General features: G+C 56.2%; 30 protein-coding genes. 8 read left to right on the forward strand and 22 right to left on the reverse strand.

Going from position 1 to position 21,666, the window contains the following annotated elements:
* Positions 1-188 (forward strand): hypothetical protein (locus AC2LB6_RS16840; protein WP_207114680.1); only part of this gene is annotated, 188 nt, incomplete at its 5' end.
* A gap of 396 nt (positions 189-584) precedes the next feature.
* Here the strand turns inward: AC2LB6_RS16840 and AC2LB6_RS16845 are convergent.
* From AC2LB6_RS16845 to AC2LB6_RS16890, 10 genes are all read right to left on the reverse strand, one after another.
* Positions 585-1,346 carry a hypothetical protein gene (locus AC2LB6_RS16845; protein ID WP_490094340.1) on the reverse strand — a complete coding sequence of 254 codons (762 nt, stop codon included), beginning with the start codon at positions 1,344-1,346 and terminating at the stop codon, positions 585-587.
* A gap of 469 nt (positions 1,347-1,815) precedes the next feature.
* A complete protein-coding gene (locus AC2LB6_RS16850) occupies positions 1,816-2,211 on the reverse strand; it encodes a DUF1380 family protein (protein WP_313680162.1) in 396 nt (131 codons plus the stop codon).
* A 52-nt stretch (positions 2,212-2,263) separates the two neighbouring features.
* Positions 2,264-2,686 carry a DUF1380 family protein gene (locus AC2LB6_RS16855; protein ID WP_346447039.1) on the reverse strand — a complete coding sequence of 141 codons (423 nt, stop codon included), beginning with the start codon at positions 2,684-2,686 and terminating at the stop codon, positions 2,264-2,266.
* A gap of 45 nt (positions 2,687-2,731) precedes the next feature.
* On the reverse strand, positions 2,732-3,169 hold the full coding sequence (locus AC2LB6_RS16860; RefSeq protein WP_187514191.1) for an antirestriction protein: 438 nt from the start codon (positions 3,167-3,169) through the stop codon (positions 2,732-2,734).
* Between the two features lie 463 nt (positions 3,170-3,632).
* The gene (locus AC2LB6_RS16865; RefSeq protein WP_490094341.1) at positions 3,633-3,863 is read right to left on the reverse strand and encodes a hypothetical protein; all 231 of its coding nucleotides are present in this window, start codon (positions 3,861-3,863) and stop codon (positions 3,633-3,635) included.
* A gap of 33 nt (positions 3,864-3,896) precedes the next feature.
* Positions 3,897-4,550, reverse strand: a complete 654-nt coding sequence (locus AC2LB6_RS16870) for a DNA methyltransferase (protein ID WP_490094342.1) — start codon at positions 4,548-4,550, stop codon at positions 3,897-3,899.
* A gap of 327 nt (positions 4,551-4,877) precedes the next feature.
* Positions 4,878-5,216: a hypothetical protein gene (locus AC2LB6_RS16875; RefSeq protein ID WP_490094343.1), complete on the reverse strand. Its 339-nt coding sequence runs from the start codon at positions 5,214-5,216 to the stop codon at positions 4,878-4,880.
* Positions 5,213-5,461 carry a hypothetical protein gene (locus AC2LB6_RS16880; RefSeq protein ID WP_490094344.1) on the reverse strand — a complete coding sequence of 83 codons (249 nt, stop codon included), beginning with the start codon at positions 5,459-5,461 and terminating at the stop codon, positions 5,213-5,215. The genes AC2LB6_RS16875 and AC2LB6_RS16880 overlap by 4 nt, the downstream gene beginning before the upstream one ends.
* Positions 5,462-5,494: 33 nt before the next feature.
* Entirely contained in the window at positions 5,495-6,415 is a 921-nt protein-coding gene (locus AC2LB6_RS16885) for a DUF1281 domain-containing protein (RefSeq protein ID WP_490094345.1), read from the reverse strand.
* A 426-nt stretch (positions 6,416-6,841) separates the two neighbouring features.
* Complete coding sequence (locus AC2LB6_RS16890) at positions 6,842-7,063, reverse strand: hypothetical protein (protein WP_031594384.1); 222 nt, start codon at positions 7,061-7,063, stop codon at positions 6,842-6,844.
* Positions 7,064-7,725: 662 nt separating this feature from the next.
* Between AC2LB6_RS16890 and umuD the strand changes: the two genes are divergently transcribed.
* Entirely contained in the window at positions 7,726-8,175 is a 450-nt protein-coding gene (umuD, locus tag AC2LB6_RS16895; protein WP_490094346.1) for a translesion error-prone DNA polymerase V autoproteolytic subunit, read from the forward strand.
* Positions 8,176-8,189: 14 nt separating this feature from the next.
* Positions 8,190-9,464 (forward strand): translesion error-prone DNA polymerase V subunit UmuC, encoded by a 1,275-nt coding sequence (gene umuC / locus AC2LB6_RS16900; protein WP_490094405.1) that lies wholly within the window; start codon positions 8,190-8,192, stop codon positions 9,462-9,464.
* A gap of 307 nt (positions 9,465-9,771) precedes the next feature.
* Here the strand turns inward: umuC (AC2LB6_RS16900) and AC2LB6_RS16905 are convergent, their stop codons facing one another.
* From AC2LB6_RS16905 to AC2LB6_RS16930, 6 genes are all read right to left on the reverse strand, one after another.
* Positions 9,772-10,035, reverse strand: a complete 264-nt coding sequence (locus tag AC2LB6_RS16905; protein WP_490094347.1) for a hypothetical protein — start codon at positions 10,033-10,035, stop codon at positions 9,772-9,774.
* 79 nt (positions 10,036-10,114) lie between these two features.
* The gene (locus tag AC2LB6_RS16910) at positions 10,115-10,414 is read right to left on the reverse strand and encodes a molecular chaperone GroEL (RefSeq protein WP_490094348.1); all 300 of its coding nucleotides are present in this window, start codon (positions 10,412-10,414) and stop codon (positions 10,115-10,117) included.
* A gap of 83 nt (positions 10,415-10,497) precedes the next feature.
* On the reverse strand, positions 10,498-11,142 hold the full coding sequence (locus AC2LB6_RS16915) for a ParA family protein (protein WP_490094349.1): 645 nt from the start codon (positions 11,140-11,142) through the stop codon (positions 10,498-10,500).
* Between the two features lie 254 nt (positions 11,143-11,396).
* A complete protein-coding gene (locus AC2LB6_RS16920; protein ID WP_490094350.1) occupies positions 11,397-12,185 on the reverse strand; it encodes a tyrosine-type recombinase/integrase in 789 nt (262 codons plus the stop codon).
* Positions 12,182-12,937 (reverse strand): hypothetical protein, encoded by a 756-nt coding sequence (locus AC2LB6_RS16925; RefSeq protein ID WP_490094351.1) that lies wholly within the window; start codon positions 12,935-12,937, stop codon positions 12,182-12,184. Before AC2LB6_RS16925 ends, AC2LB6_RS16920 begins: the two co-directional genes overlap by 4 nt.
* A gap of 62 nt (positions 12,938-12,999) precedes the next feature.
* Complete coding sequence (locus AC2LB6_RS16930; protein WP_490094352.1) at positions 13,000-13,287, reverse strand: hypothetical protein; 288 nt, start codon at positions 13,285-13,287, stop codon at positions 13,000-13,002.
* Positions 13,288-13,801: 514 nt separating this feature from the next.
* Here AC2LB6_RS16930 and AC2LB6_RS16935 point away from each other — a divergent pair.
* From AC2LB6_RS16935 to AC2LB6_RS16955, 5 genes are all read left to right on the forward strand, one after another.
* Positions 13,802-14,059: a hypothetical protein gene (locus AC2LB6_RS16935; RefSeq protein ID WP_490094353.1), complete on the forward strand. Its 258-nt coding sequence runs from the start codon at positions 13,802-13,804 to the stop codon at positions 14,057-14,059.
* Positions 14,056-14,640, forward strand: a complete 585-nt coding sequence (locus AC2LB6_RS16940) for a hypothetical protein (RefSeq protein ID WP_490094354.1) — start codon at positions 14,056-14,058, stop codon at positions 14,638-14,640. The genes AC2LB6_RS16935 and AC2LB6_RS16940 overlap by 4 nt, the downstream gene beginning before the upstream one ends.
* 10 nt (positions 14,641-14,650) lie before the next feature.
* Positions 14,651-15,562, forward strand: coding sequence for an Rpn family recombination-promoting nuclease/putative transposase (locus AC2LB6_RS16945; RefSeq protein ID WP_490094406.1), 912 nt, complete (start codon positions 14,651-14,653; stop codon positions 15,560-15,562).
* Between the two features lie 222 nt (positions 15,563-15,784).
* Positions 15,785-16,069 (forward strand): hypothetical protein, encoded by a 285-nt coding sequence (locus AC2LB6_RS16950; protein ID WP_490094355.1) that lies wholly within the window; start codon positions 15,785-15,787, stop codon positions 16,067-16,069.
* A 26-nt stretch (positions 16,070-16,095) separates the two neighbouring features.
* Entirely contained in the window at positions 16,096-16,386 is a 291-nt protein-coding gene (locus AC2LB6_RS16955; RefSeq protein ID WP_346446801.1) for a hypothetical protein, read from the forward strand.
* Positions 16,387-16,456: 70 nt separating this feature from the next.
* On the opposite strand, the gene AC2LB6_RS16960 is transcribed toward AC2LB6_RS16955, so the two are convergent.
* The 6 genes from AC2LB6_RS16960 to AC2LB6_RS16985 form a co-directional block, all read right to left on the reverse strand.
* Complete coding sequence (locus AC2LB6_RS16960) at positions 16,457-16,792, reverse strand: hypothetical protein (RefSeq protein ID WP_490094356.1); 336 nt, start codon at positions 16,790-16,792, stop codon at positions 16,457-16,459.
* Positions 16,793-17,070: 278 nt separating this feature from the next.
* Complete coding sequence (gene umuC, locus AC2LB6_RS16965; RefSeq protein ID WP_490094357.1) at positions 17,071-18,333, reverse strand: translesion error-prone DNA polymerase V subunit UmuC; 1,263 nt, start codon at positions 18,331-18,333, stop codon at positions 17,071-17,073.
* Between the two features lie 2 nt (positions 18,334-18,335).
* A complete protein-coding gene (locus AC2LB6_RS16970; protein WP_490094358.1) occupies positions 18,336-18,713 on the reverse strand; it encodes a S24/S26 family peptidase in 378 nt (125 codons plus the stop codon).
* A gap of 137 nt (positions 18,714-18,850) precedes the next feature.
* Positions 18,851-20,164 (reverse strand): DUF1173 family protein, encoded by a 1,314-nt coding sequence (locus AC2LB6_RS16975; protein ID WP_490094359.1) that lies wholly within the window; start codon positions 20,162-20,164, stop codon positions 18,851-18,853.
* Between the two features lie 49 nt (positions 20,165-20,213).
* Positions 20,214-20,744 carry a phospholipase D family nuclease gene (locus tag AC2LB6_RS16980; RefSeq protein ID WP_490094360.1) on the reverse strand — a complete coding sequence of 177 codons (531 nt, stop codon included), beginning with the start codon at positions 20,742-20,744 and terminating at the stop codon, positions 20,214-20,216.
* 456 nt (positions 20,745-21,200) lie between these two features.
* Entirely contained in the window at positions 21,201-21,434 is a 234-nt protein-coding gene (locus AC2LB6_RS16985; RefSeq protein ID WP_490094361.1) for a KTSC domain-containing protein, read from the reverse strand.
* Between the last annotated feature and the right edge of the window lie 232 nt (positions 21,435-21,666).

A 21,666-nucleotide genomic window follows, 5' to 3' on the forward strand; every position in this document is an offset into this window, starting at 1 on the left:
CATGTTTTGGGAGATTCTGGCGTGGCGGTGTTGACGTTGACGTTCTGTGTGTTCATGGCATTTCTCCTGCTCAGGTGGGTTGTCATGTTTCGGTCGATCCAGTCGCGGCAGAGGGCAAAGGAGCAACGGCAGGCGGCAGGTGCAAGGGCGCCGCAGGCGTGCATTTCACCCTTGCAGCTGACGAATGACGGTGCTACGACCAGCCCTCCGCGCCTGGACTGACCGGAACAGGCCCGCCGCGCGCGAAAACGGGCACGAACACACCCCGGACGGCTATGCCGGTCCGGTCCTCAGCGGCCACGGCCTTTCGTGGCCAGTGAACGCACCGGCGACAGCCGGTTGCAGGGGTTGCGTCAGCGATGGAAACCCGCAGGGCAGAGACGGCCTGCCGGCTCTGTGCGCAGCATGACAGCGCGCCCGGACGCCCGGGGAGACAGCTTTTACCGCGTGATACAGGGCGTTTCCGGATCGAAGAAAGTGACCATTACGGTTCTAAAGAAGCTGATTTTTCAGTGAACAGTCAGGTTTTCATGTGCTTTATATGCCGTATTTTCCCCTGCATCGTACTGCAGGGGAGCCATCATTTATCCTCTCAGGCGCGAAAACTGCCAGTGGCAGAACGGACTGTACGCGTCAGCGACCGGCAGATTCTGCAGCGCATATTTACTCAGCCCGCCATGCTCAGACCAGAACAGTTCCAGCGCGGCGGCATTCAGCCCGCCTTCGACTTTGTAGGTGTTAGTCGTCTGGTATTCGGTGTTCTCCGCATACTCTTCTTCGCCGATCGGATTGGCTGAATGCACGATCCGCGTTTCATAAGTCTCCGGTGATATGCCTGCCGCCGTGGCATAGACAGAAACTGTGATGAGCAGCTTTTCATGCGCGTTAATCAGCAGCATCTCGATTCCTGAACGGAATTTTCCCGTATTAAATTCCGCCTCTTCGCGCGTGAAGGTTGCCGCCATCAGGAACTCCAGGTTCATAGAAAAATCGCTACGCAGCGCCGCCGTGTTGACATTGAACTGTGGACAGTCCGTGTAAAACAGACTGCGACGTAAAGCGCGCCGTATAGCCTCATACCTGATCTCTTCTGATGGTTTTGCCGTGAAAGGCGATGATTCTTTAGATTCTGCAGCCGTGGTGTTGACGTTCTGCCGTGACATGTTGTGTCTCCCGTGTGGTTTATCTGATGTTTCTCTGAGTTCCTTGCCGTGAAGGCAGAACGGGCTCGCGGGCATCAGGCTGAACGCAGGGGGAAACGGCAAAGCCGCAGCCCGCAGGGACCGGGTGACGCCGTTTAGCGTGCGTCCCTTGCGTGAAGACGGCCGCGTGCCAGGTTTCTGCACGGCGAAGGGATTCAGGAAACTAAACTGAACGCGGAAGATGAACAGAGCACAGCCCCGGACGGCGGCTCTTTGCCAGTCCGGTCTTCAGCGGCCCCGTTTTCGGGGCCAGTGAACGCACCGGCGACAGCCGGTTGCAGGGGTTGCGTCAGGATGGAAACCCGCTGGCCCGGAACGGGCCCGGGCAGAGACGGTCTGCCGGCTCTGTGCGAAGCATGACAGCCGCCCGGACGCCCGGCACAGCTGCATTCTTTCTGTGCGGCACGGGCAGAAATGGCCGTCATGATCACGTATTATGCCAGGAAATAAGCCTGAAAAGGTGGCTGCTGGCACCGTTCTGATAGTTACTGTTATCAGGAGCGATGCGGCTGCCGCGCCGTCAGGCGCGAGCCCTTCCGCCTGCGCGCCGAAGGCGTAGGGGGTTTTGCGCACCAGGAGGGTGGCGGCGGGCCTCCCTGCCCGGCCCCCTTTGTTACTGGTTTACGGCAAGGTATGCGCGCCTGAGTGCCGCCTGAATCGCGTCCGTTTGTCTGCCTGCGCCTGCATCCGGCAGCCTGCCCGCCGCCTGCATCAGTATTTCCAGATCGCCGGCTGAAAGGGTCACCAGACGGCTGCGCTGTCCGGCGGCGTAGCGGATATTATCAGCCAGCTCGCGGAGGGTTTCGGCTCCCACGCCCGCCTCGTGCTGCGCATCCCTGTCCCATGTGGCAAGGTCACAGACGATTTCGGCGGCGGTTTCCGCCGTTACGTGCTCCTCCCCCATAACCCGTATCACGTCTTCTTTACGCCAGATAATCAGCGTGATCTTCTTATCGCCCTCAAACTGAATTTTCAGGTCGTTACACAGCTGGCTTACGGTTCCGTACAAGGTTCTCTCCTTACCGGGGCGGCCCTGCTGCCCCGTGCTGTCAGATATATGTTTATTTGCCGCTCTGCTCTCTCAGCAGCGCGCTGATCCGAAAGAGCGCCGCCGTTTCCGCCGGGAAGCGGCGGGCAGATGCCCCTTCTCCGTTCTGCGCATCCTCAAGCCTCATGAAGTCCCACGCCACCCTGATCGCCGTCTCAAGCGCGGCGGCGGGCACGGTCGCCACGCGGGCCTGCTTTTCCTCCTCGCGGATGTTTTCCAGCACGGCCTGGAGCGTTTCCAGACTCACGCCATAATCGTGCTGTGCGTCCAGCCCGCTGATTTGCTGCACGATATCAGCGGCGGTTTCTTCCGTTACGCTTTCGTCATCAAGAACGGCCAGCACGTCCTCTTTTGTCCAGATAATCAGCGTCATAAGCTCGTCAGATTTGTAACGCTGTAATAATCGGGCGCAGAGTTCATTAACGGTTCCGTACATGGTTTTTTCCTCTTAAGAGGGGCGGCCATGCCGCCCCGTGATTTATCAGTTCAGGGCGCAGAAAATGGCGGCGGCTTCGGGATGGGTTTTCACACACTCCATCAGCTGGCGGTGGCGCTGGCAGAAATGCGCACTCAGTTCTTCGTCGTCGTGGCGGTCGTACAGCCAGCTGCGATGGTTAAGAACCAGCGCCGTGATGATGATCCCCGCCGCGTCGGCGCTGATTTCCAGCTCCGTCCAGTGGTACGGATTGGAGTACATGTAGCGTTCTTCACCTTCCGGCTTCATGTAACCGCCGCCGCCCGGCAGCTGTACGAAGTCCCAGACCGTGCCGTCATAGTTCGCCAGGTAGCGGCTGGCGTAGAGGTACACGTTGTTTTCGGCCTGCGCGTAATCGTGACCAAACAGGGAAGGCAGAAAACGCAGGCTGACAAAATCGGCTAGGACAGACGCCGGCTGTAAAACGTGGGGTTGTGTGTTCATCAGACATCTCCGCAGTCAGAGGGGGTTAAGGTTCCGGCCTGTGCCGTGACTGAATGACAGCCCGGCGGAAAGCGGAGTGTTCAGGAGCGACACCGCAGGCCGCAGCGCAAGCGAGCGGGAGACGGGATTACGCACGGCGCTGGCGCGAATGTCTGAGCGGCGGCGCGACGGGAGTAAGCGCGGCGGAGCGAGTGCGAACGGGCGAGGATGGCGAGCGGAGCGATCTCTTGAACACGCAGCGGCCGGGCTAAAGTGAAGTCACGGCACCGGCCGCAGCACGCACGGACCGGGTTTTCTGCCCTGTCCCGCCGCATGGCGGAACATAGCGGCGCGCAGCAACGTCCTTATTTCATTCTGTCCACAGCCCGGGTGCATATCCGGTCGGTAACCCTGTGGACAAAAGCGCCGCGGCGGCAGTATCAGCGCTTAAACAGTAAGCGGTCATAAAATGACCGCCCGTCCGTTACTTCAGGTGCCCGCGCATTTCGGCAGCGCGCCGGTACAGCGCCACCAGTTCGGTATCAATCTGCTCGATCAGCATCCCGGCCATTTTCTGTGCCGGCGCCGCGCCGCGGAAAAGATGGCGCTTTGTCATGTCCCGTAACCGAAGGTGAAACTCGTAAAGCGATTCCTCCAGGTCGTTAATGTCGTCGGTAAGCTGGGTGTTGTCAGTTGTCATTATCTGGTCTGTCATGGTGCTGTCCTCTTGGTCTGGTTACGGAAAACGTTATGCGGCACGGGCAGAACGGGCGGCGCGCAGCTCACCCAGTCGACGCAGGCCGGCCGTGTGGTATTGCTCCAGCAGTTCGATACCGATCCAGCGGCGGCCGCACTGGTCCGCGGCGACGCAGGTCGAACCAGAGCCTGCAAACGGGTCTAAAACCAGATCACCGGGCTTCGTGAAGGTTTCGATCAGCGGCTGCAATACGCTCACCGGCTTTTCGGTCGGATGGTGCCGGTTGCCCGTGTACTGCCAGGGCATTACGTCAGGTAAGGGTTTTGCCGGCAGCGGCGGGCGCCCTTTAGCCAGCAGGTAGGCGCTTTCATGCTGATACCCGACAAATGCCGATTTCGAGGCGTATGTTTTGGTGAAGACGAGGTGCCCGACGACGCGAAAGCCCGCCGATTTCCATGCCTGCATGAAGACGTCCACGCGGTTCCAGCCGTAGAAACTCACCGCCAGGCTGTTGTTTTTGAGCACGCGGAACATTTCACGGCTGGCCGGCAGTACCCACTCGTCGCTCACGTCGTTGGCGATTGAACGGCCGGAACGGTCCTTAAAGCCGACGAGGTACGGGGGGTCGGTCAGAATGAAGTCAATGCTGTTATCCGGAAAGCCGGCCATGATCTCTACGCTGTCGCCACGCATGAATCGGGACATAGTTATGCTCCTGAGTTTCGGGGGGCACCCCTGTGGTGCCGTGACCACCACAAAGACGGGCGTAAAGCGGAGCAGGCAGGGGCGGACGCGCAAGCCGCACGCGCCGCCGGAGCGGACTGAATGTCCCGCGCACGGCGGGGAACGGGTGAGCAGGACGGCGAAGCTTCCCTTGACTGCGAAGCGGCCCGGCTACCGTGAGGGCACGGCACTTTATCCCTGCCGGTTTCCGGCCGCAGGACGGGAAGCGGCAAAAGAGGCGGAGCGAAGCGACTTCCTTATCCCTTAAAAATGAGATGCCGCCGGTCGGGGCGGCATCGGGTGAAAATATCAGGGCCGGTAATCTTCCCACCGGCAGTCGCTGCGGTCGCAGATGACGGGCGCGTCCGGCGAACCGCTCACCGTCCACTCATCAAGGAACCGCAGGCCGGCCAGCGTCTGTGCCTCACGTTCTTCAAGCAGAACGATGCTCTTTAGCCAGACGCTGCCCCGATCAAACTGCCAGTAGCAGCCCTGAGAGCAGACGGGACGTTCCGGCGGCCACCAGGTTTCCCCCATCCGTTCGCATGCGGCTTCGGCCAGCGTAAAGTCCTGCCCGCTGAGCAGCAGGTGGTATTCATGTGAGCTGCTGCCCGCCTCTTCCTGATAACTGACCAGCCAGATGTTCATTCAGTCTCCCTCCGGGCCTTCACGCTTTCTGCACAGTCGCGCATAAATTCCCAGCTGAGGCTGACGTCAGCATCCAGCGTTCTGTCCGCCAGTTCGATCGCTGCAGTTACTTCACCAGGCGTAAGCTCCGGGTCAATGTCATCAAAGTCGTCCGCCATCCAGATGTGGGCCACGCACGGCGTATCCGGGGCAAATCCCGACAGGCTGGCCATCAGGCCCGCAAGGGTAAGTTCTCTTTTCATCATTCTGTCCGGCGGGGCTTCCCCCGCCGCCTCCCGTCAGCCGCCAAAATGGCCGATGTTGTTTACTATCCAGTCCGGACCGGTCACGCACGCAACGCCGTCCCCGTCCTCTTCATCCCGTTCCAGCTCACCGCAGAGGCTGTCGGTCAGTTCGCCGTCGCTGTAAGCGGCGAACCCGCAGAAGTTACAGCCGCTTTCGGCGTACCAGTGCTCAGCAGTCACACTGAAACGCCAGCTCAGGGCTTCGAATACCCGCCCGTCCGGCGGAGACCAGGGGGTATCAAAATCTACATCCACAAAATCCGGTGAGCCGTCAGTCACCTCCAGCGCGTATCCCATTGGCCACTTCACACCGTACTGCGCAATATTGAACTCATAGCCGCCCGGCACGCCGTCCAGCAGGCCACCGTTGAAACCGTTAATTTGCACATCCAGGCGAGCAGGCAGCAGCAGGCGCATATCAAATTCAGCAGTGTCGTCCGCAATGGCATCACTGCAGACCTGATTCCAGCAATCACTCAGGGCCGCCCCCATCACGCCTGACCAGTCGAAATGCTTTCGCTTCCACAGGCTATTCATCACAGCCTGTGCCTCATCATCCAGCGCATCCCACGCGCGGCTGCGGAGTCCGGTGGCCAGCCACAGGTCGTGCAGCCGGTCACAGGTTTTGTCCGTCAGTTCTGTGCCTTTACGCAGCTGCACGAGCCACTGCGTAAAGGCGCGGTTTTCCGGCGAGTCTTCGCCCTGCCCCGCCGCCGTCAGCGCCGGGAAAGGCGCATACATTTCGCCCATCACCGGGCGCAGCAGACCGGCACAGCCCGCCAGGAACAGCTGGATACCCTCCCTTTCCGCCCGCGCATATGCAGGACGCACCTCTCCCCGCATCAGCGCCCGCACCTGACTCACGTTCTCCGCCAGGCCGGTCACACGCAGCCTGTTTGCACACCAGTTCGGCATGGTTCTCTCCTCAGTCAATGGTTGCACGGCCTCACCTGCGCCGTGCCGCCACAGCAGACGGGCGCAAAGCGGAGCAGGCAACGGGCGAAGGAGGAAGCCGCACGCGCCGCCGGAGCGGACTGAATGTCCCGCGCACGGCGGGGAACGGGTGACGAGAGAGGTGCAACGGACCCTTGCCTGCGCAGCGGCCCGGCTAACGTGAAGGCACGGTGCAGCCCGGAAAGGAGTAAAGAGAGCGTCTGAGGATGAGGGGGGATTTCCGGCGTCAGGCAACGCCGGCGCGCCGGTTAAAAGCGGAGCGCAGCGACGGCCTTTGTGAAAATGAGGCGGGCAAGCGGGATGAACTGAGAACGAGGTGTTACGGTAAATCCGATTGGTATGCGGGTGCTAAAAAGCCACGCTTAGGTGGCTTTAGCAGTGGCAGGGTTAGTTGCCGCGGAACTGACCGTGTTTGTCTGTTGGTTTACGGTTACGTTCACGATGAACATTAATTGAAAAGCCACATTTAACAGTCCAATCAATAGCCTCTTTCTGAGTCTCACATTCAAACAGAAGTTTATGGGTCCCTTCCTCTTCAACTGCATGATGCTGACCTGGCGTCCAGCCTGCTCCGTTTTTCACCTTAACCACATCTACTTTCTTACTCATTTTTATGCTTTCCGTGGGTAATCCAGGGCAAATTTGCCCTGTTAATAATTAAGCCTTGTTGATGGTTATTTCAAGATAACCCATCAACTTAGTTGCAAAAAAATTTCAATGAAAGGCGTTATTTTGATTCTGAGCTGATATACCTCTGAGAGAGCGATTACACCATCTCTATACAACGCTTACGGATCAAACGAGTAACAGAAAAAAAGCCTGCCCTTAAAACGTGAGCATGCAACGCTCGCCGCAGTCACGGCTGAGGCGTACCGCAGCAGCGCGAGGAACGAACAGCCGTGGCGAGGAAGCGTCATTTCACCTTTGCCGGCAGAACCTGCTTACGCGCCTTTCTCAAAAAAAAGCGCATGGATCAGGAAGTCCGCAGACAGATTACCGGGTGAATGAATCACCTCCCGGGAGCCCGGTGGAACCTGTGATCTGCCCGTTATCCCACGTCATGCTGCTGAAAAATACATATGGTAAAAATTTTTTATTGATAATCAGCCAGATAAAACCGCATCTGAGTAATCCCCTGCTGCTTTTTCTTGCCAGATAAATTTCGCCCAATAATACTGTATATAAATCCAGTTAATTACAGAGGAGGAATTTATGCACGACTTACATACAGCACATATCCCATCACCGGTATTTTCATCCCGGAGCGTCCTGTGAAACCCGCCGCGTACGGCTCAGGCCTGATGCTGCTCTGGCCCCCGGTTTTCACCCCCCGGGTACGCGTGCCCCTCTATGCAGATCCCTGTGCGGCAGGCTTTCCCTCGCCGGCCGCAGATTATGTGGAAAGCGAACTTGACCTCAATGAGCTCTGCATCCGCCGGCGCGCCTCCACGTTTTTTGTGCGTGCCAGCGGCAGCAGCATGCAGGAACTGGGGCTGTGTGATGGCGACGTCATGGTCGTCGATCGCGCAGAAGAGGCCTCGCACGGGGACATTGTCATCGCCGAGGTGAACGGTGAATTTACGGTCAAGCGCCTGCAGCTTCAACCCCGTCTGGCTCTCCTGCCGATGAACCCGGCCTACTCCGTCATTTATCCGGAGGAGCTGCAGCTGCTCGGCGTCGTCACCTGGTTCTTCAACAGTACAAAAGCGCGCAGGAGGTAGCTATGGCGCTGCCTATGTTCGGACTGGCGGACGTTAACTCGTTTTATGCGAGCTGCGAGTCCCTGTTCCGTCCTGACCTGCGCGGTAAACCGGTGGTGGTGCTCAGCAATAATGACGGCTGCGTCATCGCCCGCTCAGCGGGCGCCAAAGCGCTGGGCATCAAAATGGGCGCCCCGTGGTTTCAGATAAAAAATGAAAGATATCCTGATAAGATTCATGTGTTTAGCTCAAACTATGGGCTGTATCATAGTCTCAGCCAGCGGGTGATGACGGCTCTGGAGGAGGTAACGCCCCGGGTCGAGCAGTACTCGATTGACGAGATGTTCCTGGATCTGACCGGCATTGACGGGTGTGAGGATTTTGAGCACTTCGGCCGGCGCCTGCGGGCGCACGTGCTGGCCATAACCGGCCTGACCGTCGGCGTCGGCATGGGGCCGACAAAGACGCTGGCAAAGAGTGCCCAGTGGGCCGGCAAGGAGTGGAAGCAGTTCCGCGGGGTACTGGCCCTGACGCCCGGTAACCCGAAGCGCACGGCCACCCTGCTTCAGAATCAGCCGGTGGAGGAAGTCTGGGGCGTGGGCAGGCGCATCGCAAAAAGACTGAACCTGATGGGTATTGAAAATGCCCTGCAGCTGTCGCGCGCGCATCCCACGCTCATCCGCAAAAACTTCAGCGTGGTGCTGGAGCGGACCGTGCGTGAGCTCAACGGGGAGTCCTGTATTCCGCTGGAGGAACTCCCGCCGGCTAAACAGCAGATTTGCTGTTCAAGGTCCTTTGGTGAGCGCATCACCTCAAAAGTGGCCATGCAGCAGGCCCTGTGTCAGTACGCGACCCGCACCGCAGAAAAGCTCCGGGGAGAGCGGCAGTTCTGCCGACGCATCAGCGTGTTTATCCGGACGTCGCCGCATGCAGAAAACGAGGTGTTTTACGGCAACAGCGCCGGCGAGAAACTCAGCCTGCCGACCCAGGACACCCGCGATATCATCGGGGCGGCCATGCGATCGCTCGACCGTATCTGGCTGGACGGCCGCAGGTACATGAAGGCCGGCGTGATGCTCGATGACTTTACGCCGCATGGCGTCAGTCAGCTGAACCTCTTTGACGATGCACAGCCGCGGGCCAACAGCGCGCAGCTGATGAAGGTGCTGGACGGCATCAATCAGTCCGGGCTGGGCAGCGTGTGGTTTGCCGGTCAGGGCGTGAATACGGAATGGAAAATGAGACGGGACATGCTGTCACCGGCATGGACCACGCGCTGGAGTGATATCCCGGTGGCGCGCGTGATGTAACCTGTAACTGCAGGGCATAGCAGACATAACGTAGGTCTGCTGCCCTGCCTTGTCATGAAAAGTGCGTCCAGAACTCATCCATGATGATCAGGGGCTTGCCCGGGCGCTTTCCGCGGAAGTATCGTCCGCGCGGAACCCTGTCCTTACGCGAAAGCTGATGAAGCCAGTCATCAAAAGCCGGGCGGCGCCTGCGGACGGGCCCCTTAAACATACCGGCTGACTGGGTCACCGTTCGGAGGATCATCCCCTGCCCCCGCATCTGCGTCAGCATTTCCTGAATGGCCATCAATACCTCTGCGTTAATTATTCATTGATTGTTTTTTTTCTTCCAGCCGGCGTTAGCCAGAAAGGCTGCACGCGAAACACAGGCGCCCCACAGCAGCTGCATGCCGATTTTGACCAGCTCACTGGCATCAGGCAGGAAGAAAAGGGGCACGATAAACAGCGTACTGAGAAGAAAACCCCACTCTGCAGCTTTCTTCCTGGATTTCTCTGCTAACTTTGAAAATCCTAAGAATCCAGTTATATATCCCAAAAAAGACATAAACCCTCGCATATCAATAATGCGCATAATGAACACACCTAAGAGCCACGTTGCATACTCATTAGATACACATAGACACCACATAAGGTACTTTTACTGGGGCTGCTTATTGCTGATCTAAAGCACCATCGCTCTCTAACTTTGCACGTATTGCTTCAAGTATGTACGAGCTAAAATCAAGGGAAGTCTTGTTTGCTGCTTTTAATGAAGCATGTGCCTCAAAATAGGTTTCAGGCACCGCTCGTAAATTCTTACTTCGGGACTTATTTTTGTGTGACGTTTTGATTTCTGATGAAGCTTCTTTATCAGGTACAGCATCGGAAACCGCAGTGGTCTTCAACTTTGCAGAATTCATTAAACCACTGAGTTTTTCCTGCTGCGCCGCCAGATCAAACTTCTTATTCATAAATACACCTTAAATACACAAAGGATATGTGATAGATATGTAAAGGATACACTTTAAGAACCCATAAGGCACCCTATAGATATCTAAATTTCTTTGATAATTTTTAGCATCTCCTCAACCATTAATCTCACCTCTTTACCTCCAGCGGTAGTTCGGCCATGTAACGATTCAGTGATACCAAATCCTGATTCAAGAGACTCTTCAAAATCCGCAGTACGATAGGATAAGCGACTGCTCATTAGCTTTATGTGTCTAAAAGTCGGGAGTAGCGCGTCAAGTTTTGGGTAATGTTTTTTGTTAGGGTTTGTCTTACAGAGAAATAAGTGTGCCTCAATATGCCTGCCAACGATTTCACTAATCTCACCCAACACGCTATCAAAACTCATCAGACCAATGCGTTCTGGCAGAGAGTCTTTAGCAGGTACAATCACCAGATCAGCAAATGCTACCGCAGTACGCGTCATATCGGAGTCGAAACCACCGCAGTCGATATAAAGCAGTTCATCAGTGCCCTTAAACGCACTAATTTCTTTAATTAATTCATCCTGTGTTTCAGGGATCGATATAGGGATTTGCTTATCTTCCGGCCTAAGACCATGAATTATTGATAACCCTCTGTGCGTATCAAGATCTAAAGCTTTTGCTGGTTTTAGCTCCCCAACAACGTGCACTGAAGAGGTAGTTTTGCCGGCACCACCTTTATTGTGAGCCATAACGATAACAGTCATAAAATCCGCCTGTAGAGATATCAAATGAGCATTCAAGAAACGCACATTGTATATACAAAAGATATGCGATAGAACTCCATTAGATACACAATAAGTATCTGGTGCGAATTTTATATCATTGCTGATCTGCGAGAGCAAGAACTAGTTTACACCCTGCATACCTTACGAGTACTCAGTGTATACACGTAAGATACACAAAATGAACTCGTTAAGCATACAAAGAGTCTTCGATGAGTATGCATATCATTTAAATATTAGGGTAATTTCCCTTTGAGTAATGACACCGCCTCATTTCCCGGCATATGAAACTGCACCCGGTGCCGGGCCGCCACGTCCAGCGCAAACACTCGGGTGTAAATCTCCGTCGACTTCGCGCTCTTGTGGCCGAGCAGGCTCTGCAGCGCCTTGAGCGGCGTGCCGGCGTAGAGCATGTGCATGGCGTAGCTGTGCCGAAAGGTGTGCAGGGTGACCGGCACTGAGAAACTGACCCCCTCTGACGCCGCCGCCGCCACGGCCTCGTTGAGCCAAGTGCGCGCCGTGCGGTCGGTAACCTCCCACAGCCTCACCCGCTCCGTGCGCCCCGTCTTTTCGCTCCGACGCTCAATGGGGATGCGCAGGGTGGCGATCATCATCTCGAGCTGCGTGACGTACTGCGCGTCGGAAAGGGGCACCAAGCGGTGGGGCACGACGCCGGCGGCGCGGCGTCCGGCACGGTGCTCCGCTTTATCCTCCCGCTGCTTGAGCGTGGCCAGCTGCACGAACGGGTACTGCTGACGCAGCAGAAAATCCCCTCTTGTGAGTGCCAGCGCCTCGCTGATGCGGGCGCCGGTATTCCACAGCGTGGTGAACAGCATCTTGCGCCGCAGGTCGGGCATGAAGTGGAGCAGGGCACTGACCTCCGGCGCCAGAAGGTACTTTGGCAGGTCGTCGACCAGCGCGGCCATCTGACGCAGCGCCAGCGCGGCGGGGTAGTCGATGGCCACCGGCAGCTGCTGCGCCTGAAACTGGCCGCCGGCCTGCGCAGGCAGCAATAAATGGTTCATGCGTTTTCTCCGGAATCGGAAGCGTCGTCTGCCGCTTTTCTTCTCATATCGTTCTTTACTTCAAATGCAGCCAGCGCACGGGCATGAAGCAGGGACTGCACCGAGCGTCGATTCCTCTCCCGGCGCCATTCTTCCCATAGCACGCGCTGCGCCGACCAGGGCGTGGCGTTGAGGCGTGAATCCGGGAAGCCTGTCAGCTTACGCAGGCGCCGGGACAAAATCACCGCCTTCAGGCCAAGCCGGGTGTACTCGTACTGCCGGGCTTCAAAGAACTCGTCATATTCCGGACCGATAAAATCCGCCGAAGCAATTGTCCGGTCCGATTCGCTTTTGAGAACCGGCAGCTCCCTCAGCTGGTACATCAGCCGGACGGGCAGGGTGCGCCAGTCACCGGTGACAGCAGCATAGTCAAGTTCGGGCAGGGGATGAGAAGGTGCAAAAGCATGCTCATGTTCGGATCCGTTATCCCGGGCGACACTCGCACAGTTCTCGGCGAATTGCTCCAGCAGAAAAACCAACTCGGTGGCGATGAAATACCGCTCCCGCTGCAGCCTGTCTTCTGACGCTATCCTCTCTCTTTTCAGGGTGAACTTGTGAGTCAGCATCACGGCCGCAATCGCCGCCCCGGCAGTGATCAGCCCGGTGGCCACATTTCCCCATATCCCCGGCCCCTGGTTAAGGACCTGAACGGTCAATGGATGTGAAATAGCGCTTATCGCTCCGCTAGTAAGGCTGTCTGCCTGAGTTATCATCCGTTACTCCATATCTACTCAATCCCGCCTTACTTTTATTCCACAGAAACTTCCTCCCAGCTCTAATACCCTGCGAGAACCCAGGCTGCACGTCTAAGTTTGTTAGCAGGAAAGGCACGAGCGAGATTAAGGGCAGGAACTTCCTGTGGCATACACTTCAGCCAAAATCTGTTTTGCGCGTCATATGGCTTGGCCACTATATACCTTACCGGTGAATTAATAGTTGCTTCAGACCAAGTCGATGGATCTAGGTCGTCATCGAATCTGGTGTTAATCCAGACGCGGCCTGTTCCATTTTCATCTTCAAGCTCATCAATCAGGTCACATAACGCATGCTTAAAAATTTTCATTTAATCCTTGCCCAATAAATAGTAACGCATGGATATTATGACGCGCGACACTACAGAATGCGGAACCCGCTGCATCAATAACTGAAGTTAACATTTAATATCTTATATTCACCTAACTTAAAATCTCATGAGTGATAGTAAGAAGTGATATAGAAACCTCTCGCAATTACCTGACACCCGTACTGGTATGATCCGACTTTTTCCCGATACGGCAGTAACCGGAAGCGTAGCACGGCGGCGGGGCGGGGCAAAGCCCGCGTTGTCAGAGGACCTCCGCAGCCAGAACCCTACATCTGGTAGCCATACCAGCTGGATAAGCCACTATATGTAGTGACCTGCGCAGAAAACCGCCATCAACACCGGAAGATCCGGTTCCACCCTTTTTCGGATCTTCCTGACTGAAAACGGCACGGAGTATGATTTACACATTTATTTTTTATCAATAGCATATATTATTAGTGAAAATCGTTACTTAAAGATACACTAGCTGAATAAGCTTTCTGGAGAACAAATAATGACTGAAACCGGAAATTTCTCACCCGCGTCTGCCCGGCCCGGTGACTATGACGCGCAGACCCGTCAGGCCATCGCGGTCATACAAAAGCTGCAGCTCCGGCTCACAGAAGAAGGGGAGGCCATCCGGCCTGCGGTTACCGCCGTCGCCGGTATGATGTGCGGGTGGTGGGAAAGTGGAATTTCGGGTACGGATGATCCCCGTGAGGGGGGCGACCGGGCACGCCTGCGGGCGCTGGCCGCGGCCCTTTCATCATGAAGCGGCTGTCGGCGCTGCAGCGACGTATTCTGACCGTGCTGGCCGCGCTCGGGGAGCGGGCCGCCGGTCCGGTGGCAACACGCGATATCGAGCACATGCTGAGCCGTGCGGCGAACGGGCAGGTATACGGTAATAATCTCCGCGCCTCATGCCGGCGTATGGAGGCGGCTGGCTTGCTCCGTACCCTGCGCGCGCCTAACCTGCAGCTGGCCGTTGAGCTGACGGATGCCGGCCGCGCTGCCGCGCTGCCCTTTCTCCGGGCAGAGCGCGACGCGGAGGAAAAGCGGCGGCGGGAAACAACGGTGCAGGTGCTGGCGTCCCTCCCGGGAAGCGCAGCGGAGAAGGGCATCAGCATACGGCTGGGCGATCTGGATTACCAGGCCACAGGCGCGGCCTTCGTCGTGCGCATGGACGGGTCCGCCTGTCTGCAGCTGGAGCTGCCGGGTGACGTCAGGAAGACGCTTGAGGGTGATGCACTGCAGGTCGCGGACTGGTATCAGTCCTGCGTCCGGGCCGGTTTGTCGGCCCGCATACAGGTTAATCCGGACGCACCGCGCACGCCGGCACTGCCGCACACCTGAAGAGGAGATCATCAGCGTGAAAAAGACAACACCAATGCCTCACGATGCCGCATTCAGGGCCTTCCTGACGCATCCCGGCACGGCGCGTGACTTTATAGAGCTGCACCTGCCGGCGGAGCTGCGCGCCATCTGCGATCTCAGCACGCTGAAGCTGGAGTCCGGCAGCTTCGTGGAGGAAAATCTGCGCGCCTATTACAGCGACGTGCTGTACAGCCTGAAAACCGCAGCCGGCCACGGCTATATTCACGTGCTCATCGAGCACCAGTCAACGCCCGACAGGCACATGGCGTTCCGCCTGATGCGCTATGCCGTAGCCGCCATGCAGCGACACCTCGACGCCGGGCATAAAAAGCTGCCTCTGGTCATCCCGGTGCTGTTCTACACCGGTCGGCGCAGCCCGTATCCGTACTCCACGAACTGGCTGCAGGAATTTGACGACCCAGCGCTGGCCGGTCGCCTTTACGGTGCCCCGTTCCCGCTGGTCGACGTCACGGTCATTCCGGATGAGGAAATCATGCACCACCGCAGCATGGCCGCGCTGACCCTGCTGCAGAAACACATTCACCGGCGCGATCTGGCCGACCTGCTGGACCGGCTGGCCGCCACCCTGATGGCCGGTCACCTCACGGGACAGCAGCTGATTTCGCTGATAAACTACCTCGTACAGGCGGGCGAAACCGATGACGCCGAGGCCTTTGTACGCAACCTGGCGCAGAAAGTGCCGCAGCATGAGGATGAACTGATGACGATTGCACAGCAGCTGGAACAGAAAGGGCGGGAACAGGGCCGGATGGAAGGCGAGCGCGAAGCAACGCTGAAAATTGCCCGGGCGATGCTGCTTAAAGGACTCGATAATCCGACGGTGATGAATCTGACAGGTCTCACCGAAAAGGAACTTGAGCAGATCCAGATCCGCCACTGATTTAAAACCTTATAAATGTCTCTGCGGTAACTGTGCAGCACCGCAGGGACAGATAATTTCTGTCAATGCTTATCTGCAGGGAATGAAGACTGGGTGCTCTGTCATTTTGATAATAAGCACATTGAGATACTGTCCCTTATTAGCATGCCGAAGAACTTGCCCGCTCTGGGCAGTAGCAGCCCTTATTCAAGTGCTAAAGTCGATCAAATAGGAGGATTATGTATGGAACAGACACTTGGAACATTTTATATCGTAAAATATTTGGCGGTTTGCCTTGCCATTCTTTTCTGGCTGCATCATGTATATATTCGCCAAACTCTTATCCACTATGAAAAGATGAAAGAGTTAAAGCAATGGCATAATTTGCCGATATTACTGGCAACGCAGACCAATGAAGAAACCCTGGATAGCATGATTGATGCAGAATGCGACAAACTTTCCACATCACATAGCATTTCAATTGTAGTTTCACTGATAGCAGCAGCAGTATTTTTACTGCCGTTATAATATGGTAAAAATTCTGGAGGGAAAATATGAATCTGCCTGTAACACTTTTAGATGTTATGCGCGTAGCGATACCAGTTTTAATTCCATTAGCTTTTCTGATTTATTTAGGGGTAATCGAGCGAGAAATACAGGAAATGCAATCATCACTTAAAGAAAGACTATGGCTTGACGACCCGTTACAGGCTGAAGAGTCTCAGCTGGACAGAGACCTTAAAAGATACATATCAGTTAAAGAGACACAGGCAAACAGGATAAAGAAATTTGCAATACTGTTTGCCGGACTGGCAGTAATTTTCATCTTTATAACGGGTCGCTAAATAGACATGCGGCAGAAGTGTCTATTTTCCGGACGGCAGGTAAAGGTTAAAAAAAACCGCCTGGCGACGGTTATTCTTCTTCAGTCTTTGAAATCTGACCTATCGTGATCTCAGTGAGGCCGGTCTCGGTAAAACTTCCCTTTGCCGACTCCGTATCAAAGTCGTCAGACTTAAACTTATGTACATCATCCCAGATAACGAAACAGACAGGGCAGGTGACAGGCAGCTCATCTTCCGCCAGCTTTTCACAGTCATGGACCAGTTCCTGCCTGTCGTTGTAATCGAAATTGTACCCGCTTGTGCAAAGCGTTTCATACCCGTGAGCGCCTGTCACAATGTGCGTGGCAACCCTTTCACTGACGGTTCCGTTCACTAATATCTGTTCACGCGTAGTTATCGTCTGCATGTCTGGTCCTGAGCAACCTGGTAAGTGTGTAAATATTAACCCATCGATTTTTCTGTAACCAGGCCTGTATAAAAGCAATTCAGCAAAATTGGCGTTTTGCCTGATAGCGGGATAAGTGCTGAAAATCCGGCTGGCTACGCTCATATGATAAGTTGCAGGGTTTCTGCAGGATGCTGTAAAGCGGAGCTTAATGCAGACCGGAACTGTCGCGAAGACAGACTTTAATTGGCTGACAATGTTTCGTCGTCCGTTTTATATCCTCACGTCACTCTGCAACATCATTTAATCAGCGGTATGTCTTTTAACCTCGTTGTATAGCGTGGTGACAGCATTTCGCGCTTCATCTGCCAGGCACTGTCACGATTACCCTGACCCGCAAACCACACCTTTCCCTTACCTGAGCGGTTAATGGTGTCCAGCGCGGCCATGAGCGCATCAGCGTTTGCACGCGGCTGCTGCTCGCTGAACATGTCAAACTGCGCGACCCCGGACTGGTAAAAATCACCCAGCATGACGCCGGCTTTGGCGTACCGGTAACCCTCCCTCCAGATGGTGCTGAGGCCGTGGATGGCTGACTCAATAATGTCGCGCGTATCACTGGTCGGATAATCACAGATGCGGGAAGCCGTATTCGAATACTGAGGCTCATCGCCGTGCCGGGCTGTTGCGATGGACACGCTGATATGACGGCAGCGTGAGTTCTGCTCCCTGAGTTTTTCCGCCGCACGCGTGGCATACAGCACCACGGCCTGCTGCATCTCCTCCAGCCGCGTAATGCGCTGGCCAAAAGAGCGTGAGTTTACAATCTGCTGTTTCGGCGGAGGCGCATCCTCGAGCGCCAGGCAGGACTCGCCGTTGAGCTCACGCACGGTGCGCTCAGTGATAACGTCAAAATTTTTTCTGATCATGCTGAGGTTACTGTCTGCCAGCTGCAGGGCGGTTGTGATGCCCAGCTGGTTCAGGCGCAGGCTGATGCGCCGGCCAATGCCCCAGATGTCACTCACGTCGGTCAGATGCAGAAGTTTTCGCTGCCGGCTCCGGTCTGACAGATCAACGACACCCCGGGTCTGAGTCCATTTCTTGGCCGCGTGGTTGGCCAGTTTAGCCAGCGTTTTGGTCGGCCCGAATCCCACACCAATAACCAGTCCGGTTTCCCGTCTTATGCGCTCGCGCATCTGCTGTCCGAACATCTCAGGCGGGATAAGGCTGCCAATCCCGGTGACGTCCAGAAAGCTCTCGTCGATCGAGTAAACTTCCTGCCCGGCGGCCATTTCGCCCAGGATGGCCATCATGCGGCTGCTCATATCGCCATAAAGCTCATAATTAGAGCTGAACACCTGAACGCCGTTCTGCCTGAAAAAACGCTCGTTCTGAAACAGCGGGGCGGCCATTTTTATACCCATGCGCTTTGCTTCGGCCGAACGTGCGATGACGCATCCGTCGTTATTTGACACGACGACGACAGGTTTACCGCGCAGATCAGGCCTGAATACGGTTTCGCAGGAAGCGTAAAAATTATTGGCATCGGCCAGCGCAAACATGATTACTCTCCCGCCGGTCCGGTGAATCCCAGCCCGGCCACATCGGTGAGTGCGTAAGCAACCACGCCCCATACGGGAAGTCCCTGACTCACATCCAGCAGGGTAATGGTTTCATCCGCATCCGGTGCCTGCAGGGCGGGAACCGGATCGAGCAGCAGGCGCCGCAGCGTCAGATCACCGTCAGACTCGGCCACAATAAGCTGGCCGTGCACCGGTACCAGCGAACGATCGATGGCCAGCACCGACCCTTTAACGATGCCAGCTTCGGGAAAGCTGCTGTCGCTGCGCATCAGGTAGGTTGAATAAGGTGAAAGATGAACGAGGTCGCCCAGACTCAGGCGTGTTTCTGTGTAGTTCTGGGCCGGGCTCTGAAAGGCCATGAAAATACTCCATTCTGACAGCTTTTCAGCTTTAAGACGTGAACCTGTAACGTCGCTGTCTGCTATACAGTGCGTATCCGTTACTCAGAATGTCAGTATATGCCGCCAGCCGTGAAGTTGCCTGCATTAAACCGTGCTCAGCGGGGCGGAAATGCCGGTATATCATGGCCTTCAGGGTCTGCTGAGGCATCCCACTGCCACCATTGCCCGGCCCCGAACTCTCTGTCGTACTCCACTGTTTTAACCTGTTTACGCTGCAGATAATCCGGGGTATTCATACCGAACACCTCCATCGGCAGGGCTTCAGCGCCGGCAACGTCAGTCAGTACGAAGTCAGGGAAAACATTTTCCTCACCGTCATAGCGCAGCGGCTTGATGAACGCGCGTTTTTCCTGCCACAGACGCGCCTCGACCATTCCCTCATAGCGTGAGTCCAGGGGAACATAACGCGGACTGACGGTCATCAGCGCCGCATCGATTATCCTGCAGCTGCTGCGCGGCAGGTTCTGCCCGTCTCTTCGGATAAAAACCGTTTCCGGCGGCTCGGTTTCACAGATAACCATGACCCGGGCACCGCGGCGCCAGTCTCCCAGTTCGCGCGAAAAGCTCCGCGCGAGGCGCGCTCTGACGTCATCAGGCAGCTGCAGCGCGGGAAAACCGGCAAACAGTCCCAGCGGAAGCGTGGACTCCAGTCGCGCATCGGCCGCGTCGCTCCAGGCAGCCAACTGTGAGATCAGGATGAGACGGCGTGACTTGCTGCCGGCGTCTCTGGCAACCTGACGGTTCTGCACGGCCTGCGCTGAGTCCTTCATGGCCATCAGCATCAGCGACTGCTGCAGCGGCACCCGTCCGATACGTACGCGTGCGGCCGTTTCATTCAGCCGCCAGCTGACCCAGCCCGGATAGCGTTTTTTCCGGTCAAAGGCGGGGTGCCAGACGTTGATGCCGGACTGCTCCCAGAGCAGGTGCAGCAGCCCCAGCAGGCGCATCGAGGGCTGCCGGCGCCGCTTAACGGGTCCGGCGCTGACCGGGAGCACATCCGGTTTTTTTTCCTGAATATCTTTCTTCTGCAGGCCGGTGGGAAGGCGTATGACAATGTTCCCGTCCGGTGCCGCCTTTACGGCGTTAGGTGCATAAATAGCGGCCTGCCTTTCATCAGACCAGACGGAATAAAAGCGGCAGTCCGGCGCGTGCTCATGGCCGGAAAACGGCCATGACGCAAGCCAGCACTGATCTGTTTTCTGGGAAAGGTGCACCTTCAGGCGCCGGCAGCGAGCGTCCTCATCGGGTGGCCGGCACAGGCAGGTCACCACCGTCGTGGCTTTATTATCCCGCGCGTATTTCAGCCAGCGCTGCCACTGTTCCGGCTTGTCCGCACGGAAATCTGCGGCACATTCCTGCGTTCCGCGCTGGCCGGCAAACCGCACCGGAAATATTTTCTTTGCCGCCATAATAAGCCACCTCCCGATCACAATACTGAATATAAGACCTGCATGATTCTTAATTCAGCCTGTCCGCTGAGCAGGCTGCAGGCGAAGATTCATTCCACAGACGGTTAAATTCCGTCTGGTACTGTCGCGCGGTTTCCGGCTCGCCCGTAATAACCAGCGCGTTTTCAGCATTTCTTTTTTCAGCTGATGACGTGTAATTAAATGACCCGGTTTCAACCGCGCTTCCGTCAGTAACAATAAATTTATTATGCATGATGCTGTACATGCCGTTGACGCGCACCTGCACACCTGCGCAGGCCAGCGCGCTGACGAGTGACCACCGGTCCCGGCTTTTCTTTTCATCGGCAACCAGCCTTACCGTCACGCCCCGCGCTACGGAAGCAGCCAGCGCCTGCGCCACGGGCTGGCTGGTGAAGTCATAGGCCGCCACGTCCACGCTCTGGCGCGCGCTGCCGGCGAACTGCAGTATCAGGTTCAGCGCCGTGCCGCCGGGAGAGAATCCTGCCGTCACCATAGCGAACGAACAGGGTATAAATGCAATCGCGGATAGCACCATTACTCTGGCTTTATGATTATTCACGGATAGTTTCCTGCAGGAGAAATAAGTCACCATTCTATCACGCAGCGCATTTATTTAATTAAATAACGCCCTGTTACTGTCGCAAAAAAATATAACAAATGCGGGTTAAGTCATTATTAATCCCTGCCGATAATATAATTCTCACAGGGAGCTGGGGAACCATGAACGAATTTCACGAAATAAACATGTTCACATCACGCGGTGATATTAACGGCGCACTTTCACTCATCTGTAAAATGGAGTGAGAGCATTGCCCGTAACATCATGAAAAAGGCGGGCTACAGTGTGACCCCGCATGCCGGACACGCGTTCTGGTCATGGGTGCAGGCCACGCTGACGGATTCAGCCCGGCAGCGCCGCTGTGGCTACCGGGTACGGGCTGAGCGCAGGCCAGCCGTCCGATACTGCCGCCAGCAGGCGCTGGAGAACTATGATGCGTACGCGCTGATGATGGCCTCAGACACCGCGCCGCAGGCTGAGGCTGCCCCGCACAGAGAGATAGCGTCCATCGATGCTGGTCCTGAAAAAAGTGTCGCTGTCTGCGGCCGCACAGAAGGCCTGATACACCTTTGCCGGCACGGCAAGCCAGCGCCGGCACGCGCCGTTCCGGTACTCCAGCTCAAGCACGCCGGTAGTCGCATTGTATCCGGCGCTGCTGAAAAGCGCAGACGTCACTTCATGTCTGTTCATGGCGTTATTCCTGGCAGGTCCCAGATGAATGAAATCGTTAATCGTAAAAGTGCGGATCGCACGTACAGAATGCCCGTGCAGGGTAAAATACAACGGTTTGTATCCGGCTGTTCACTGGCGACTCGTCCGCTGCATGTCCGTTATTCTGAGCCACCCCGGGCATTCACTGTAGCCTGTAAAAAGGGAACCCGGAGGAACAGGGACCCGGCAACGCTGACTGCTTCGCGGGGAT

Source organism: Pantoea sp. RCC30.1 (genome assembly GCF_058148845.1).